This window comes from Qipengyuania sp. S6317L1, from assembly GCF_023015615.1.
GTDB lineage: Bacteria > Pseudomonadota > Alphaproteobacteria > Sphingomonadales > Sphingomonadaceae > Erythrobacter.
This window is the reverse complement of sequence record NZ_JALKAJ010000002.1, coordinates 746,141-763,322: the sequence shown is the minus strand read 5'-3', so window position 1 is coordinate 763,322 and position 17,182 is coordinate 746,141. Positions and strand designations below refer to the sequence as shown.

The following is a 17,182-nucleotide window of genomic DNA, read 5'->3' as shown; positions in this document are numbered from 1 at the left end:
CGCGGGCTGCGTCATGTGGTTGGGGGAACAGGCGCAGCCCGCGTATGGAGAGGGTTAAAAAAGGTGCCGAGCGCCCAGATCAGTTGCCGTTGCAGCGTGCAAGCTTGTCTTCGGCGAGCGCTTCGCCATTTGCGACAAAGCCCGTGATTTCACCGACATCGCGGGCAAGGCCGCGACAGATGCGCGATGCGCGCGACGAACCCTTGTTGGCGACACAGGTCGTGCCTTTGCATGCCCATGCAACGCCGCCAGCAACAAGGCGGTCATCTTCAGCAGGCTGCGCCAGTTGCGCGGTGTAATAAGGACCGTTATCGGCCATCGCCGGAGCGGCGCCGAAGCTGAGAGTGGTGTAGGCAATCGCCGATGCAAGGACGGCGATACGTTCGGCGCGGGGGAGAGAGAGGGTCATCTTGTATTCCTTAATTATGGTGCCCATCTGGCATCATGCTGCATTGCACCGTTTCTAATTGAAACTGATTGCGAATCACCCTCTAAGTGATTAGGTTGCAGCTTGCAACTAGCATTTGTGATTTTTCCCGCGCACTGCTTACGATCCCAGTCCAGCGGCGATTTTCGTATCCAGCAGCGATTTTGCGATTTTTGCAAAACCGGTTAGAAAGGTTGCAGCAGGAGGACTGAACATGGGTGAAATGAGAGAACCGCTACGCGAGTTGATCGAATGTGGCCTCCCGCAAGCGCTTGAAGTGATGGGCGAACGTTGGTCGTTCATGATCCTGCGCGCGAGCTTCAACGGCTTGCACCATTTCGAGGAATTTCTGACCGAGCTGGGCATTGCCCGCAATATCCTGTCAAATCGCCTCGCAAAGCTGGTCGAGCATGGCATCTTGAAACGTGAGCCTTGCGCTGATGACCGCCGCAAGGTCGAATATCGCCTTACGGAAAAGGGTCTCGACCTGCTTCCGGCGATGATTGCGCTGCGCCAATGGGGCCAGAAATACAGCGTTGAGCCCGTGCTCGAAGACCCGGTTCTGGTCGATGAATTCGACCGTTTGCCAATTGGTCCTGTGTCGATTGTCAGCCACGATGGCCGCGTGCTTGACCGCACCGAGCTGAACATGGTGGCGCGTGCCGATGTCGGCAAACGCACCGATGGCACAGTTGCAGTGCCAGGCGCGATTGACGGCGTGGTTGACCTGAAGGCTGCCCAGAAGGCGACCGCTGGCTGAAGACGCTTCCCCACGGCGCACCCCCGACGGCCGCTATATAATCGTGCGCGGGAGGCTTTGGCGCAGTTCAAATCCCGCCCTTTCGGAAGAAGAGCGCGAGACTTTCGTGCACCAGCTGATGGATGCCCGCCGTGCAGTAGGCGTGGCAAAGCGCGCCGATGACGGTCAAGCAGAACGCGTCGCACGCGCCCGCGTTCAGGCGGCAAAAGTCGCGCTCGGCGAGCGCGGGCCGGTCTGGTGGAGCGATGGCGCGCCGGATCAAAATCGAAAAATGGTCTGGAATTCGTCCTATGCCGACTGGTGGATGGCGAGCGGGCAGGGTAGCGAGGCCTGAGCGCCCGTTCTCCCTCGCCTGAAGATTGCCAGACCTGCTGTGAAACTCCCCTCCGACACTGAAACCACGCCCGGGGCGATGGGCGCATTGCCGGGCGAGGTCTATGAAACCTTGCGCCGCACCTTTGGCTTTGCCGGCTTTCGCGGCATGCAGGAGGCGGTGATCGGGCGGGTCCTTGCAGGTGAGAACACGCTCGCTTTGATGCCGACGGGGGCTGGCAAATCGCTCTGCTACCAGATCCCGGCGTTGACGCGGCCGGGCACCGCGATCGTGATTTCGCCGCTCATCGCTCTGATGCACGACCAGATCAGGGCCGCGCGCTCTGTCGGAATAAAAGCGGCCTCCATGACCTCGGTGGATGATGGCAATGCCGAAACCGCAGCAGCCTTGCGCGCGGGCGATCTCGACCTGCTCTACGTCGCGCCGGAACGTGCCAACACCGGCGGGTTTCAGTCGCTCCTTTCGAATACCGACATCTCGCTTTTCGCGATTGATGAGGCGCATTGTGTGTCGGAATGGGGGCACGACTTCCGGCCTGACTACCGGGCGCTTCGCCAGATGCTCGAGCGTTTTCCCGATGTGCCGCGCCTCGCTCTCACAGCGACAGCGGATGAGGTCACGCGTGAGGATATCCTCAAGCAGCTCGGCATTGCGCCCGGCGGGCTGGTCAAGGCAGGCTTCGACCGTCCCAATATCCGCTGCCTCATCCGCCCGCGTGCCAATGTCGCCAAGCAGATCAGCGAAGTTATCGCCAAAACGCCCGGTGCCGGCATCGTTTACACCACCAGCCGCAAAGGGGCAGAGGATCTGGCGGTCAGGCTCGCCTCGACCACGGGCCGCAATGTCGCCGCCTATCACGCAGGGCTTGCGCCAGAAGTGCGCGCACGCACGCAGGCCGAGTTCGTGGCTTCAGAAGACATGGTGATGGTCGCGACCATCGCTTTTGGCATGGGGATCGACAAACCCGATGTGCGCTTCGTCGTCCATGCCGGCCTCCCGAAGTCGATCGAGGCCTATTATCAGGAAACGGGGCGCGCAGGGCGCGATGGCGATCCGGCCGAGGCGCATCTGTTCTGGGCCGCGAGCGATTTTGCCAAAGCACGCCAATGGCTTGGCGATGTAAGCGAAGAGCGTCTTCCGGCTGAACGTGCACGTTTGAATGCGCTCGCGAACCTTGTCGAAACCGCGCAGTGCCGCCGAAAGCTTTTGCTCGCCCACTTTGGTGATGAGCTTGCCGGGCCTTGCGGCAATTGCGACCGCTGTCTTGAGCCGCCGCAGGTGCTCGATGTGACGGAAACGGCGCAAAAGCTGCTCTCGGCAGTGTATCGCACAGGGCAAAGCTTTGGCATGGGCCATGTCGAGCGCGTGCTTTTGGGCCGGGGGGATGACCGGGTTATCAGTCGCGGGCACGACAAACTTTCGGTTTTTGGCATTGTGGGCGGGAGCGAGGCGGCGCTTCTCAAGCCAGTGATGCGGTTCTGCACCGCGCATGAAATGCTGGTGACGACAGAGCATGGCGGGCTTGCCCTTGGCCCGGAGGCGCGCGGCGTCCTCAAAGGCGAGCGCGCGGTTGCAATCGCAGAGCCACCCAAGGCAAAGCGCCGCCGCTCTGGTGGTGGTTCAGGTGGCGCGATCCCCAATCCGGTGGGCGATCCGCTGTTCGATGCGCTGCGGGCCAGACGCGCCGAGCTTGCGAGGGAACACGGCATTCCCGCCTACATCATCTTTCACGACAGCGTGCTGCGCGCCATGGCCGCGTTCCAGCCCCAGACCTTGCGTGAAATCGGCGAGTTACAGGGCGTGGGCGAGACAAAGCTCGACACCTGGGGCCCGCAATTCCTCGAGGTCTTGCGCGAACATTCAGGCGTGAATTGACCGCCACGATCCGGGCGAAACCGGAACCATTGTCCTGTCTTGGCAGTTGAACAGGCATGACCAGGCTGGCTCATCCCAGCCCACCTCTGCCCAACACAGTGATGCCAAGATAAAGGAAGTTCCCATCGCACACACTCTCACCCTTCAGGCCATCCGACCCGTTACCCATGACACGCAGGAATTGACCTTCGAGCGGCCCGATGGGTTCGAGTTCAGGCCCGGCCAAGCGACCGATTTTGCTTTGGACAAGGATGAGTGGCGCGATGAGAAACGGCCCTTCACCATGGCCTCACTGCCCGATGCGGACAAACTCCAGTTCGTCATCAAATCCTATCCCGACCACGATGGCGTCACCGAACAGATCGGTCAGATGCAGCCCGGTGCGAAAGTCATCATCGAAGAGCCTTGGGGCGCAATCGAAGACCGTGGACCGGGCACCATCCTTGCAGCAGGCGCCGGCATCACCCCTTTCATCGCGATCCTGCGCGCGCGTCTGGCGGACAAGGGCACGCTCGATGGCTATCGCCTTATCTTCTCCAATTCATGCGAGAAGGACATCATCCTGCGCGATGAACTGACTGCGATGGACGGGCTCGAAACACGCTTTGTGCTTTCTGATGAAGAGGTCGAGGGCCTTCATCACGGCAAGATCAATGGCGATCTGCTCGATCAATTGGGTATTGATGCGGAGAGCACCTTTTACCTGTGCGGCCCGCCCGAATTTGAAGATGATGTTGCGTCTGCATTGAAGGAACGCGGGGTGGATGAAGACAATATCGTGCGCGAAGAAGACTGAACTCCAGCGCGGCGCTTCTCAGCTCTGCGCTTCTTCCAAAAGCTCGATGCTTCGCGGCGTTGCAGGCAGCGCATCGTCGGGGCGATAACTGCCGCCTAGCTTCTTGGCGAGGTCGCGGGTCAAAAGCGCGTTGATCGCATTGCCAAGGTTTTCGCGCTTGCGCCCGAGCTTGCGCAAGGCCTCTGCATCCCATTCGACGTAACGAACGCCCTTGGGCGCGACCGTGGTGGCGGTTGTCTTGCGGTTCAGCACGAACGCCACTTCGCCCACGAAATTGCCCTCGGGCAAGCGGAACGGGCGGCCTCGCTTTTCAACCGAGATCACCCCTTCGAACACGTAGAAGAGGGCATCGGAAGGCTCATCCTCGCGGGTAAGAACGGTCCCGTCGGGGTCTTGAGCAATGCGCCAGTGTGCAAGCTTCAGAACGCGGCGGAACTGACCCGGGGTAAGTGTTTCAAACGCGTCGAAAAGCTGTTTTTCGTCCTCGGAAAGGCGCAAGGTGGTGCGTTCCAACGCAATCTGTCCCAACACCCAGAAATTGATCGCGACAAAAAGCACGCTGGTGATGATCGGGTCCCACAAGGGTCCACCGGGCAGCAGGAAGTAATAGGCGATGTAAACAAAGGTCGAAACGACGATCAGAACGCGCAGTTTCAGCTCGTCCCGAATGGCGTAAGCAATCAGCAGGAGCGCTGCGCCAAGATAGATGAGCCAGGAGGAATCGAACACGGGCATGACGTGCCCTCTAGCTTGGAAATCCTAGGGTGCACGAACTTTCTGCCGGTAACTCAACGCCTCGGCAATATGCGGGCGACCGACACCAGCGGCGCCAGACAGGTCTGCAACCGTGCGCGCGACTCGAAGCACGCGGGTGTAGCTTCTGGCTGAGAGCCTCAATTTTTCCGCTGCTCGCATCAACAGCGCGCGGCCTTCTTCATCGGGGGCAGCGTGGGTTTCAAGGGCGTCACCTTCCAATTCGGCGTTGGATCGGACCCCGCGCTTGCCCGCATGGGCCCTTGCCGCCGATACCCGCGCTGCAACCGCGTCGCTTCCTTCGGCAGGGGGCGGCAGGGTAAGGTCCATTGCGGAGACCGCCGCCACATCGACATGGAGGTCGATCCGGTCGAGCAGGGGGCCGGACAATCGCGCCTGATAATCGCCCATACAGCGCGGGTAGCGGTTGCAATTTTGCGCAGGATCGCCCGCATATCCGCACCGGCACGGGTTCATCGCCGCGATCAGTTGGACGCGCGCGGGAAAGGTCACATGGGCATTGGCCCGTGCGACATCGACCTGCCCCGTCTCCAGCGGCTGGCGCAGCGAATCGAGCACGGGCCGCTGAAATTCGGGAAGCTCGTCGAGGAACAGGACGCCCAGATGCGCAAGGCTGATCTCGCCGGGGCGTACCTTGAGGCCCCCTCCGGTGAGCGCCGCCATGCTGGCCGAATGGTGCGGCGCGCGAAAAGGGCGCGTGCGGCTGATCCGCCCGCTTTCAAGTGTGCCGGCAACCGACTGCACCATCGAGACTTCGAGCGCCTCGGTCGGAGTAAGTTCGGGCAAGATGCCGGGAAGGCATGAGGCAAGCAGGCTCTTTCCCGATCCCGGTGGGCCGGACATGAGCAGGTTGTGTCCGCCTGCCGCTGCGATTTCCAGGGCGCGCTTGGCGGTTTCCTGTCCCTTGACCTGTTTAAGGTCGGTCGCGGCGGGCGGCTCCTCAACCTCGCCGCGCGGTGGCTCTGCCAGAACGCCATCGCCTTTAAGATGGTCGAGCAGGCTTCCCAGATCGCGCGGCGCGAGCACGGGTACTCCGCTTGCCCAGCGCGCCTCGGACCCTTGTGTTGCGGGACAGATAAGCCCCGTTTCCTCGCCGCTTGCATAAAGCGCGGCGATCAGAACCCCGGGCGAGGCGACCACGCGGCCATCCAGCGACAGCTCCCCCACCGCGATCCAGTCGTTCAATTGCTCTGCGTCCGTCACACCCATCGCGGCGAGCAACGCAAGAGCGATCGGCAAATCGTAATGCGAGCCATCTTTGGGAAGGTCGGCGGGCGATAGGTTGATGGTGATCCGCTTGGGCGGCAGCGCCAGACCCATTGCCGAAAGCGCGGCCTGCACCCGCTCGCGGCTTTCGCTCACCGCCTTATCGGGCAGGCCCACGATGGAGAAACGCGGCACCCCTGGCGCCACCTGACATTGAACTTCGACCCCGCGCGCCTCAAGCCCCAGATAGGCAACCGTGCGAATGAGTGCGACCATGCCGCAACCCCCCTTAGCCATTCGCACCCGGCTGTCCCTGAGCGATCCTGTTTGCAGGGTAAACAGGGACTTGTCGAGCGTTTAGGCACGGTCACGTAAGGAGTTTGAAAGCATAAACTTTCGCATTTCCTGAAGGGGACGCGGGGTAATTTTGACACGATGAAAAATCGTGTAGCCCTCTTTGCTCTTGTCCTGATGACGCTCTTCCCGGCGCTCTTTCCGGCCTCTGTTGCCGCGCAAGGGGTGGCGAGCGCGCGGGTGGTCGAGACGCAAAGCTGGGTCGAGGAATGGGACCCGGCGCAACAACGATGGGTGCGCGTGGACGAGGATGCAGGCGCCGCTCACAACGCCGATCTTCCCACACTCGTCACAACGATCATCAATGGCCGCGAGGTGACCGAGACCCGCAATGCGGCACGCTATGCACAACCGGTGCCTCTGGCCCGGCCCGATATGGCTCTGGCGCAATATGGTCCGTTCCTCGTGACCGGCCCGACAAGCGCGACGATCGTGGGCTCCACCAACCGTCATTCCCCGCGCGATTTCGACGCGATGCTGCGCGATTTTCCCGGCATCGAGACACTCGAAATGGTGGAAGCGCCGGGCACCAGCAACGACATTGCCAATTTGGCCGTCGGTCGCAAGATCCGCGCCCATGGCATTGCAACCCACGTGCCGCGCGGCGGTTCGGTGCGTTCTGGCGCGGTCGAGCTTTTCCTTGCAGGGACGCACCGCACGATTGCCGATGGTGCGACATTCGCGGTCCATGCCTGGCTCGACAATCATGGGCGCGAGGCAACGGATTTTGCACCCGGCCATCCGGCGCACCGCCTCTACCTCGACTATTACCGCGAAATGGGGCTGAGCGCGGAGCAGGCGGAGCGATTCTACGCCATGACCAATTCAGTGCCGCATGCCGAGGCCTTGTGGCTTTCATCCGATGACATGCGCGGATGGATTGCGCCCACTGGCTCCGGCGAGCGCTTCGCTGCCCGGCAAATGCTGGCCGAATGCGTGATCTGTGCCAGTGTCGAGGCCAATCTGGCCGAAACCCGCAGTCTCGTTGCCGCAGTGGCTCTCGACGCGCCGGTGATCGCTCACGCGAAGCCACGCATCGGATATGATGATATGAGCAGTTTCGCTTTTGCATCCCTGTAAAAGCGATAAGAGCGGCAAAAGCGAAAGGGCATCCTGACGAAGTTCTCATGACGAACATCTCTTGACTCAGGAGCGACTTTTCCATAACTGCGCGCCCCTGATCAGACCGCTTAATTGAAAAGGGGTCGTTTCGGTCAAAGCAGCTCGAAGCCCGCGAAAGGCACAGCGGCAAGACCATTAGCAATTTTTGAAGCCCACCGGCTCACTTGAGGATACAATGAAGCGGACTTTCCAACCTTCCAATCTTGTGCGCGCTCGTCGCCACGGTTTCTTCGCACGCAAAGCAACGCCAGGTGGCCGCAAGGTTATCCGTGCGCGTCGTCGTCGCGGTCGCAAGAGCCTTTCTGCCTAATTGGTGGATCGGGGCGCTGCGTGACGGTGCCCCCGAAAATGCAAACGGCCGCAAGGCAACCGCGGGCTCCCATCGGGGGCCCGTATGCGTTATTGACACCTGCCATGCCCAAGGTCCTTACAAAACGCAGCGATTTCGTCGCGGCCAACAAGGGGCTGCGCAATGCCAAGCCCGGCTTTGTCCTTTTGACACGGCCCAATGGCGGCGAGGGCGTGCGTTATGGCATCACCGTTACCAAGAAGATCGGCAATGCGGTGGTGCGCAACCGGATGAAGCGGCGCTTTCGCGAGTTATTGCGCGATGCCCTGCCTGAAAAGGCGCTTGCGAATCACGATCACGTGCTGATCGGCAGGGCTGGCGGGGTCGAGCGCGATTTTGCGACAATGGCGGATGAACTTGGCAAAGCTTTGTCACGTGCAACCGAAGGCAAGGGCGATGGCCCGCGCCGCCGCCGCCCCGACCAACGATCAGGCCAACGATCAGGACAACGTCCACGCCAAAGGCCGTCCGGCAATCCGTCACACAAGCCACCGCAAGAGCAGGAGTGATGAAGTATATTCTCATCGGTCTTGCCAGAGCGTGGCAGCTTGGCCCCTCGCTTTTGATACCGCCAACCTGCCGGTATTCACCCTCATGCAGCCAGTACATGATCGAGGCCGTCCAGAAGCACGGCGCGATCAAGGGTGGATGGTTGGGGCTAAAGCGTATAGGGCGCTGTCACCCATGGGGAGGGCATGGCCACGACCCGGTGCCTTAAAGCACTTGGATCGGCGGGTGTCACACCCATATAACACACTTCAACCAGACTTCTCTTAGGGCGTAAATCTTGGACAATCAGCGCAATCTTCTGCTCGCCGTGGTGCTTTCGGGGCTGCTTATCTTGGGCTGGGATGTGGGTATGCGGTATATCTACCCGACGCCTCCTGAGCCCGATGTTGCTGCAAGTGAAATGGATCCGGCGAATGTGCCAGGCGCCCAGACAGCCTCCGCCTCCGCCTCCGCTTCTGCCAGCACCGGCGGCGCCAGCGTCGCCGAGCCGCAAGAGCCCCTTGGGCCTGTTACGCTCGACGCTGCGCTGTCCTCGCCCACCCGCATCACCATCGACGCGCCCCGCGTCGCTGGCTCGATCAATCTGGTCGGCGCGCGCGTGGATGATCTGGTGCTCAAGGATTATGACGCCAATGTGGGCGATGACAGCGAGGCTGTGCGCCTGTTCGCGCCTGATCGCACAGATGTCCCGCACTTTGCCGAATTTGGCTTTGTGGTCGATGGCAAACGCCTGTCCTCAAGCACTCAGTGGCAATCCGATGGCGAAATGTTGACGCCCGGCACGCCCGTGACCCTCTCGCACACCGATGAGGCTGGCGTCACATATAGGATCAAGCTGTCGATCGACGATAATTTCATGATCACCGCCGAACAGACGGCCCAGAACGCCTCGCAAGGCGCGGCGATCATCCAGCCGTTTGCTTATATCAAGCGCACCTCCACCACTGCATCACCCGACCAGTTCATCGCCCACGCTGGCCCGACCGGTGTGTTCGGCGGCTCTTTGTATGACCCCAACTCCTATGAGGAGCTGGCAGAGCTTGGCCGTGACAACCCGGCTGGCGCGGCTGCATGGCTCGGATTTACCGATACCTATTGGGCATCGGCCCTAATTCCGGGCGCGAGCGAAACGGACACGGCGGGCTGGCGCTCGCTCGGCGGCAATCTTTTCCGGGCAGACCTCCTCTACAACGCCGAGACTGTGCCTGCAGGCGGCAGCCTGACCGATACGACGCAGCTTTTCGCGGGCGCCAAGGAAAGCGTTGTCCTCGACAATTACGAAGAGGCAGGCATCACCTATTTCGGCAAGGTCATCAGCTGGGGCTGGTTTGAATGGTTCGAGAAACCCTTCCTGTGGCTGCTGCGCACATTGAACGGCCTTGTCGGCAATTTCGGTGTCGCGATCATCCTTCTCACCTGCATCATCCGCGGGTTCATGTTCCCGGTCGCGCAAAAGGGCTTTGCCTCGATGGCTGCGATGAAAGCGGTCCAGCCCAAGATGAAGGCGATCCAGGAACGCTACAAGGACGACAAGCAAACCCAGCAGCAAAAAATCATGGAGCTGTATAAGGAAGAGAAGGTCAATCCGCTCTCTGGCTGTTTGCCGATCCTTATTCAGATCCCGATCTTCTTTGCGCTGTATAAAGTGCTCTATCTCGCGATCGAGATGCGGCACGAGCCGTTCCTTTACATCCAGGATTTGTCCGCGCCCGATCCCGCGACGATCCTGAACCTGTTTGGCCTTCTGCCTTACGAGGTTCCGGGTTTCCTTGGCATTGGCGTTTTGGCCGTGCTGCTCGGCTTTACCATGTGGCTGACCTTCCGCCTGAACCCGTCGGCAATGGACCCGATGCAGCAGCAGATTTTCAATCTCATGCCGTGGGTGTTGATGTTCGTCATGGCACCGTTTGCAGCGGGTCTTCTGATTTACTGGGTAACTTCGAACATCCTGACCGTCGCCCAGCAAAGCTATCTTTATTCCAAGCACCCCCAATTGAAGGCGGCTGCGGCGAAAGAGAAAGCGGAAAAAGCGCAGGCCAGGGAGCGCGAAAAGGCCGAGAAGAGCGGGGCATAACGAGCAGCCATGACCACCCCTGACTACACGCCGGAAGAGCTGGAACAGCGTGAGCGCCAGCGCCGCGAGCGCAAGGCGTCCAAGCTGTTCTCCGGGCGCGTGGACTTCCTGCTGTCCGCGCCCCAGCTCAAGTTTCTGCCCGAACCCACGGTTCCGGAAATCGCTTTTTGCGGGCGCAGTAACGTTGGCAAAAGCTCGCTTTTGAATGCGCTTACGGGGCGCAAGAAAATCGCGCGCGCATCAATCACGCCGGGCCGCACGCAGGAATTGAACTTCTTTGAAGTGGGCATGGCCGACCCCAACAATCCCGGCGGCCCGCCGCTGTTCCGGCTGGTCGATATGCCGGGCTATGGTTTTGCCAAGGCGCCCGTCAAAGTGGTCGAGCGGTGGAAGGGCCTCGTCAAAACCTACCTTCGCGGACGACAGGTGCTGGCGCGCAATCTCGTGCTGGTCGACAGCCGCCATGGGCTCAAAGACGTCGACCGCGAAATGATGAAGATGCTCGACGAGGCCGCCGTTGGCTATCGCATCGTTCTTACCAAAACCGACAAGGTGAAAGCGAGCGAGCTTGAGCGTGTGGCGAATCGAATCGCAGACGAATCGCGCAAACACCCCGCCGCTTTCCCCACGCTCCACCTTACCAGCAGCGAAAAAGGCATGGGGATCGAAGAACTTCGTGCAGCCGTGGTGGCTGATGCGCTGGGCGAAAGCTTCTTCGAACTTTAGTTAACGCGCGCGCGAAGCCATTGGCGCTGCGTCCCTCGGCACAATCCGATAGCTGATTAACGGGTGTGTGTGCCTGCCCGCGCGTGCAAAGGCGTGCGCCAACCTTTGGTTAACCACGATGGCGTGCCCCGGGACGATCCCCTAGGCGGCCATTTTCCCGCTGTTAACTTCCCGGAAAACTTTCGCCGCAAGAACCGGCCTCAGACCAGTGACCAATCACATTGAGGACCACAAAATGAAAAAGATCATTCTTGCAGGCGCGTCGATGGCAGCCCTTGCCATGGCAGCTCCGGCGGCCGCGCAAAGCTCATCGACTGTTGACCAGACCGGCAATGGAAACACCGCCGACGTGGTGCAGGACAACGCCAACGCATCGACCATCACGCAAGTCGGCGACAACAATGTCGCAGGCGTCGATCAAACCGCCGGCGACAGCAACACTTCGACGATCACGCAAACCGCGACCGGCGCAAATGAAGCTGGCGTGTTCCAGAACGGCCTTGGCGGCACGTCAACCGTGAGCCAGACCGGCGATGCAGACGGTGATGTCGCGATTGTCGTGCAAGACGTCCTTTCCGTTGATGCAACCGCTTCGATCACACAGACCGGCAATGGTGGGGGCCTCAGCGGCAACCTTGCGCTGATCGATCAGGGCGAGGGCACCAACAGCGAAGCAAACATCGCGCAAAGCGGCCTTACCAACGTGGCCGAGAGCATCCAGCGCGGTTCTGACAACCTGTCGGACGTCAACCAAAGCGGCACTTCGGGCATCGTGTTCGTCGATCAGATTGGTGACGGCAACACCGACCTCACGATCCAGGCTGGCGACAGCAACATTGCTGATGTGAACCAGGGTGCCGTGGGTGCAGCCGTGAACGGCTCGACCTCGACCGTATTCCAGGACGGCCTTAACAACAGCGCAACCGTCAACCAGTTCGCCGACAACAACGAAAGCTTCATCGACCAGAGCTTTAGCGGCGGTTCGCTGAACACTGCTGTTGTGAACCAGACCGGCACCGGCAACTTCAGCGCGATTGGCCAGGGCGATACCCTGACCAGCAACAGCAACCTTGCCGACGTGCTTCAGTCGGGCAACGACAACGTCAGCTTCGTTTCGCAAAATGGCGACACGAACTCAGCGACGGTCGTTCAGTCGAGCGACACCAACGTCTCTGACGTTATCCAGTCGGGCAATGGCAACACCGCCAACGTGACCCAGTAACAAAGCTAGAAATCGAGCAGCTTGCCTGTCCAGTAGCTGCACGGATAATCGCCGGGTGCCTTCGTGGTGCCCGGCGATTTTGTTTTCAGGTGGCGAAAAGCTGATCGGGATCGGCAAAGGCCTTGAATTCGAGCGCATTGCCCGATGGATCGCGCAGGAACATGGTGGCTTGTTCGCCCGGTTTGCCTTTGAAGCGCACCGTCGGCTCGATCACGAATTCGGTGTCCGCCTCCCGCAGCCGCCTCGCCAGTGCCTTCCAATCCTCCATCGACAGCACCAGACCGAAATGCGGCACGGGAACGCCGTGTCCATCGACGTGGTTGGTCGCCGCATCGCCGCTTCGTGCCGGTGCGAGATGCGCGACAATCTGGTGACCGTGAAAATTGAAATCGATCCACTCGTCCGATGATCGCCCCTCCGCGCATCCCATCACGACACCATAAAAGACGCGCGCCTCATCAAGGTCGTGGACAGGGAAGGCGAGGTGAAACGGAGGGAGGGACATAGACGGACCTTTTGCGCGGGTGTTTTACGGCGAGCAACCTGTCCAGCGTCGACGTTCAGGCTCGACGTTCAGGCTCGACAGGGAAAGTCTGAATATATAGGCACGAAGATGCAAGCAAGGTGGAGCGGGCACGACAAATGAAACTGATCATGGGCAACAAGAACTATTCGAGCTGGAGCTTGCGCGGCTGGCTCGCGGCCAAGCAGTCTGGCCTGCCGTTTGAAGAGATCACAGTGCCGCTTCTGGGTGAGCATTGGGAGACGCAAAAGCAGGGCGAAGAGTTTCAGCCGTCTTCGGGCAAGGTGCCAATCTTGTGGGACGGAGATGCGGTCATTTGGGACAGCCTCGCGATCCTTGAATATCTGTCGGACAAGGTGGGCCGCGACCGTTTCTGGCCCAAGGACGATGCCGCACGCGGCATGGCGCGCGCGATGGTGGCGGAGATGCATTCCTCCTACGGCTCGTTGCGATCGGAAATGCCGATGAATGTGCGCAGCCGCGTGCCGCTGGAAAACCTGTCCGAGCAAACCAAGGCCGACATCGTGCGCATCCTGCAATTATGGGCCGAAGCGCGCGCCCGGCATGGTTCCTCGGGCCCGTATCTGTTCGGCACTTTTGGTGCGGCCGACATTTTCTACGCGCCCATAGTCTCACGCTTCACCACCTATGGCATTGGCGTTCCCGGCTTTGCGCAAAGCTATATGGAGGCGATCCTTGAACACGATTGGATGGCGCAATGGATCGCGGCTTCGGAAGACGAGGAATGGGTGATCGAGCAGTTCGAAACCGCGTGATTGGCACCGCCCCGGCCCGTTGAAGGGTAAGCTTCAAATCAGGCTTGGGCATTGGGCGCATCTCCTGCTAGCAAGCTCGCCTATGAGTATCGCCTTAGACTACGCCAAACGCCTGATCGCCGCGCCATCCGTCACGCCCGCGACCGGACAAGTGTTCGACGAGATGGAAGCGCTCCTCGCGCCCTTGGGTTTCGAAATCCACCGCTTCAAACGAGGGCAGGGTGCAGACGGCACGGACGAGGCTCCTGTCGAAAACCTCTTTGCCATCCGCAAGGGTCCGGCAGGTTCGAGGCACTTCGCCTTTGCAGGCCACCTCGATGTGGTTCCGCCCGGTGACGGGTGGGAGAGCGATCCTTTCGTCCCTACTGAGGAAGGCGAGCTTCTTTATGGCCGCGGCGCAGTCGATATGAAAAGCGCGATCGCGTGTATGGTGGCTGCCTGCCACGACATCCCGGCAGATGCCGGCACGATCAGCTTTATCATCACCGGCGATGAAGAGGGCCCAGCGCTTCACGGGACGCGCGCTCTTATCGACTATATGCGCGAGCAGGACATTCGGCCGGACCTGTGCCTTGTGGGCGAACCCACAAGCGTCAACCGGCTTGGCGATATGATGAAAATCGGGCGGCGCGGCTCGGTCAATATCTGGCTCACGGTTGAGGGGACGCAAGGCCACGTTGCCTATCCGCATCTGGCCGACAACCCGATTCCCAAGCTGGTGGCGATGCTGGATGATCTGAACCGGCAAGTGCTGGACAAGGGCACCGACTGGTTCCAGCCCTCCAACCTTGAGATTACCGATCTTGAGGTGGGCAATCCCGCGCACAACGTCATTCCGGCGAGTGCGAAGGCGCGCGTTTCAATCCGCTTCAACGATCTTCATTCAGGCGCAAGCCTGTCCCAATGGGCAAGCGAAGTTGCCGAAAAGCACGGCGGGAGCGCATTGCCGATTATCTCAGGCGAGCCATTCCTGACCGCTCCGGGACCGTTTTCCGAAATGCTGGCCCAAGCGGTCGAGGCGGAAACCGGCATCACACCCGAAGCATCCACCACCGGCGGCACGTCGGATGCGCGGTTCCTGCGGGCTGTGTGCCCGGTGATTGAGTTTGGCCTGTGCAATGCAACTATGCACAAACGCAATGAGGCGGTGGCTATTCCCGACCTCGATGCGTTAGCACGGATTTACACACGCGCAGCGCTGGGGGCGCTTCAACTCGAGACAACGCAAGAAGAGGCGTAAAGACACATGAAATCTTGGTTCAAGATTCCGCTCTGGCAGCGGGTGATCGGTGCGCTGATCCTTGGCATTATCGTTGGCTATATCTGGGGGCCGGGCGCTGAAAGCATCAAGATTATCGGCGATATCTTCATCGCCTTTATCAAGATGCTGGTCGTGCCGCTGATCTTCTTCAGCCTTGTCGCAGGGGTCGCGAGTATCGGCGATCTTAAAAAGCTTGGCAGCGTGGGTTGGCGTGCGCTGTTGCTGTTTGTCGTGACGGGTCAAATATCGGTGTGGCTCGGCCTTGGCATTGGCACATTGGTGCAGCCGGGTTCGGGCCTCGACGCAAGCGGGATGAACCTCGACGCCGCCGCTCTTGAACGCGCACAGGCCCGTCAGGAAGACGGCGTGACCGTGCAGCAGATGATCCTTGAGATGGTCCCCTCCAGCCCGGTTCAGGTCATGGCAGACGTCAACGTCCTGCCGCTTATCATCTTCTCGCTGCTGATCGGCATCGGCATTTTGATGGCCAAGGAAGACGGCGAACCCGTCCTCAAGATTTTCGATTCTGGCAGCGTCGTCATGCAGAAAGTCACCATGGTGGTGATGGAACTGACCCCGTTCGGCGTTTTCGCGCTGATGGCGTGGGTCGCGGGCACTCTGGGCCTTGAGGCGCTTCAGGCGCTCGGCATTGTGGTAGTGCTCAACTACGTGGGCTGCCTTCTCATTATCGGGCTGATCTATGGCGGGATGATCAAATTCATCGCCCGCTTGCCGGTGATCGACTTCTTCCGCGGCATCGTTGATGCCATCGCGGTGAGCTATTCCACCGCAAGCTCCAATGCGACTTTGCCTGTGACCTTGCGCTGTGCGCAGCGGAACCTTGGCGTATCGAACTCGGTCGCAAGCTTCGTGATCAGCCTTGGCGCGACCATCAATATGAACGGGACCGCGATGTATCTGGGCCTTGCCACATTGTTCGGCGCGCAGGTGTTCGGCGTTGAGCTCGACATGGGCGATTATGTGCTGATCTCGATCCTTGGAACTCTGGGCGCGATTGGCGCAGCGGGGATCCCGGGCGCTGGCCTTATCATGATGGTGCTGGTGTTTGGCGCGGTTGGCGTGCCGCTTGAGACGATTGCGCTGGTCGCTGGTATCGACCGGATCATGGACATGATGCGCACCACCACCAATGTCACTGGTGATGCAGCAGTGGCGACGACGGTGGCGGCGATGACCGGCGAACTCGACCGCGCCGAGCTTGTCAGCGCCGACGATGTCTGATGCCGATCAGCGTTGAGCGCGAGCCGTCCCCGGAGGACGCCGACGCGCTCAGTCAGGGGATCGTCGCGTTTAACAAAGCCGGCGTCCCTGATCTCGAAAAGGTCGAGGACGAGGTCAGATTCTTCGTCCTCGCCAAAGACGATGAAGGCGCGCTTCAAGGCGGCATTCGCGCCGTGTGCTATTGGAACACGCTGCACATCGAACTTCTCTGGTTGGACGAGACCGCGCGCGGCTCAGGGCTGGGTGCAGCGCTTTTGTCCGAGGCCGAAGACTTCGCCCGCCCGCACAATTGCGAAAAGGCGCTCGTCGAGACCACCAGCTGGCAGGCAAAACCGTTCTACGAAAAGCAAGGCTATCGCCTAATGGCAACGCTCCCCGACAGGCCGAAGGGCCACGCCTCGCATTACCTTGTAAAATCACTCGTCTGAGGCGGCATCCTCGAGATACTCGACCGGCACAAAATCGCCGAGGCTACACCCCGCGCCGCGATCGAGGCGGCCTCCGAACGTGTCGAGCGTGTAGATAATCTCAGGCCGGCACAGCTGATTGATCGTGGTTTGATAGGTGAAAGCGCGCTCGAACCCCAGCCTCGGGCATGGGCTGCTAAGCACGTTGCGGTAGACTTTCCCGCCGCGCATCTCGAAGTCGATCACCTGATCGGAGCGCACCAGCGTGTTGCGAACAGCCGTGCGGTTGATGCAGGTTTCAGCCTCGCCAACAACTTTGACAGCAGGACCCGCAAGCGCAGGGTCGGGGCGCGGCTCGCCGTCAGTGGTGGCGCAGGCGACGAGGCCAGCCACTCCTGCGAGCATCAGGGTGTGTCGGAACATCAGCAGTCTCCTCATTCGCCC

At 60.5% G+C, this 17,182-nt stretch carries 20 protein-coding genes; 15 read left to right on the top strand and 5 right to left on the bottom strand.

What is annotated here, in order from left to right; all coding sequences use genetic code 11:
* Positions 1 to 79: 79 nt before the first annotated feature.
* Entirely contained in the window at positions 80 to 409 is a 330-nt protein-coding gene (locus MWU38_RS05000; RefSeq protein ID WP_247270716.1) for a hypothetical protein, read from the bottom strand.
* Between the two features lie 232 nt (positions 410 to 641).
* Between MWU38_RS05000 and MWU38_RS04995 the strand changes: the two genes are divergently transcribed.
* The 4 genes from MWU38_RS04995 to MWU38_RS04980 all read left to right on the top strand — a co-directional run bounded on the left by MWU38_RS04995 (position 642) and on the right by MWU38_RS04980 (position 4,192).
* Positions 642 to 1,187 carry a helix-turn-helix domain-containing protein gene (locus MWU38_RS04995; RefSeq protein ID WP_247270715.1) on the top strand — a complete coding sequence of 182 codons (546 nt, stop codon included), beginning with the start codon at positions 642 to 644 and terminating at the stop codon, positions 1,185 to 1,187.
* A gap of 43 nt (positions 1,188 to 1,230) precedes the next feature.
* Complete coding sequence (locus tag MWU38_RS04990) at positions 1,231 to 1,521, top strand: hypothetical protein (protein WP_247270714.1); 291 nt, start codon at positions 1,231 to 1,233, stop codon at positions 1,519 to 1,521.
* A gap of 78 nt (positions 1,522 to 1,599) precedes the next feature.
* On the top strand, positions 1,600 to 3,396 hold the full coding sequence (recQ, locus tag MWU38_RS04985; protein ID WP_247271244.1) for a DNA helicase RecQ: 1,797 nt from the start codon (positions 1,600 to 1,602) through the stop codon (positions 3,394 to 3,396).
* 46 nt (positions 3,397 to 3,442) lie between these two features.
* Complete coding sequence (locus tag MWU38_RS04980; protein ID WP_247270713.1) at positions 3,443 to 4,192, top strand: FAD-binding oxidoreductase; 750 nt, start codon at positions 3,443 to 3,445, stop codon at positions 4,190 to 4,192.
* 18 nt (positions 4,193 to 4,210) lie between these two features.
* On the opposite strand, the gene MWU38_RS04975 is transcribed toward MWU38_RS04980, so the two are convergent.
* Both MWU38_RS04975 and MWU38_RS04970 read right to left on the bottom strand, forming a co-directional pair.
* A complete protein-coding gene (locus MWU38_RS04975) occupies positions 4,211 to 4,927 on the bottom strand; it encodes a cyclic nucleotide-binding domain-containing protein (protein ID WP_247270712.1) in 717 nt (238 codons plus the stop codon).
* Between the two features lie 24 nt (positions 4,928 to 4,951).
* Entirely contained in the window at positions 4,952 to 6,448 is a 1,497-nt protein-coding gene (locus MWU38_RS04970) for a YifB family Mg chelatase-like AAA ATPase (RefSeq protein WP_247270711.1), read from the bottom strand.
* 159 nt (positions 6,449 to 6,607) lie between these two features.
* On the opposite strand from MWU38_RS04970, the gene MWU38_RS04965 reads away from it, so the two are divergent.
* From MWU38_RS04965 to MWU38_RS04935, 7 genes are all read left to right on the top strand, one after another.
* On the top strand, positions 6,608 to 7,606 hold the full coding sequence (locus tag MWU38_RS04965) for an alpha/beta hydrolase (protein ID WP_247270710.1): 999 nt from the start codon (positions 6,608 to 6,610) through the stop codon (positions 7,604 to 7,606).
* Between the two features lie 217 nt (positions 7,607 to 7,823).
* The gene (gene rpmH / locus MWU38_RS04960) at positions 7,824 to 7,958 is read left to right on the top strand and encodes a 50S ribosomal protein L34 (protein ID WP_223071956.1); all 135 of its coding nucleotides are present in this window, start codon (positions 7,824 to 7,826) and stop codon (positions 7,956 to 7,958) included.
* 104 nt (positions 7,959 to 8,062) lie between these two features.
* Positions 8,063 to 8,506, top strand: coding sequence for a ribonuclease P protein component (gene rnpA / locus MWU38_RS04955; RefSeq protein WP_247270709.1), 444 nt, complete (start codon positions 8,063 to 8,065; stop codon positions 8,504 to 8,506).
* Positions 8,506 to 8,715, top strand: a complete 210-nt coding sequence (gene yidD / locus MWU38_RS04950) for a membrane protein insertion efficiency factor YidD (RefSeq protein WP_247270708.1) — start codon at positions 8,506 to 8,508, stop codon at positions 8,713 to 8,715. The genes rnpA and yidD overlap by 1 nt, the downstream gene beginning before the upstream one ends.
* A gap of 69 nt (positions 8,716 to 8,784) precedes the next feature.
* Positions 8,785 to 10,581, top strand: coding sequence for a membrane protein insertase YidC (gene yidC / locus MWU38_RS04945; protein ID WP_247270707.1), 1,797 nt, complete (start codon positions 8,785 to 8,787; stop codon positions 10,579 to 10,581).
* A gap of 9 nt (positions 10,582 to 10,590) precedes the next feature.
* Entirely contained in the window at positions 10,591 to 11,307 is a 717-nt protein-coding gene (gene yihA, locus MWU38_RS04940; RefSeq protein ID WP_247270706.1) for a ribosome biogenesis GTP-binding protein YihA/YsxC, read from the top strand.
* Positions 11,308 to 11,542: 235 nt separating this feature from the next.
* Complete coding sequence (locus MWU38_RS04935) at positions 11,543 to 12,529, top strand: hypothetical protein (RefSeq protein ID WP_247270705.1); 987 nt, start codon at positions 11,543 to 11,545, stop codon at positions 12,527 to 12,529.
* An 85-nt stretch (positions 12,530 to 12,614) separates the two neighbouring features.
* On the opposite strand, the gene MWU38_RS04930 is transcribed toward MWU38_RS04935, so the two are convergent.
* The gene (locus tag MWU38_RS04930; RefSeq protein ID WP_247270704.1) at positions 12,615 to 13,034 is read right to left on the bottom strand and encodes a VOC family protein; all 420 of its coding nucleotides are present in this window, start codon (positions 13,032 to 13,034) and stop codon (positions 12,615 to 12,617) included.
* 137 nt (positions 13,035 to 13,171) lie between these two features.
* Here MWU38_RS04930 and MWU38_RS04925 point away from each other — a divergent pair, with 137 nt between their 5' ends.
* The 4 genes from MWU38_RS04925 to MWU38_RS04910 all read left to right on the top strand — a co-directional run bounded on the left by MWU38_RS04925 (position 13,172) and on the right by MWU38_RS04910 (position 16,759).
* Complete coding sequence (locus MWU38_RS04925) at positions 13,172 to 13,828, top strand: glutathione S-transferase family protein (protein WP_247270703.1); 657 nt, start codon at positions 13,172 to 13,174, stop codon at positions 13,826 to 13,828.
* Between the two features lie 82 nt (positions 13,829 to 13,910).
* Positions 13,911 to 15,068, top strand: coding sequence for a succinyl-diaminopimelate desuccinylase (gene dapE, locus MWU38_RS04920; protein ID WP_247270702.1), 1,158 nt, complete (start codon positions 13,911 to 13,913; stop codon positions 15,066 to 15,068).
* Between the two features lie 6 nt (positions 15,069 to 15,074).
* A complete protein-coding gene (locus MWU38_RS04915) occupies positions 15,075 to 16,331 on the top strand; it encodes a dicarboxylate/amino acid:cation symporter (RefSeq protein ID WP_247270701.1) in 1,257 nt (418 codons plus the stop codon).
* Entirely contained in the window at positions 16,331 to 16,759 is a 429-nt protein-coding gene (locus MWU38_RS04910; RefSeq protein ID WP_247270700.1) for a GNAT family N-acetyltransferase, read from the top strand. The genes MWU38_RS04915 and MWU38_RS04910 overlap by 1 nt, the downstream gene beginning before the upstream one ends.
* On the opposite strand, the gene MWU38_RS04905 is transcribed toward MWU38_RS04910, so the two are convergent.
* Positions 16,748 to 17,161, bottom strand: a complete 414-nt coding sequence (locus MWU38_RS04905; RefSeq protein WP_247270699.1) for a hypothetical protein — start codon at positions 17,159 to 17,161, stop codon at positions 16,748 to 16,750. The two genes, MWU38_RS04910 and MWU38_RS04905, sit on opposite strands and share 12 nt — an antisense overlap.
* Positions 17,162 to 17,182 lie beyond the last annotated feature (21 nt).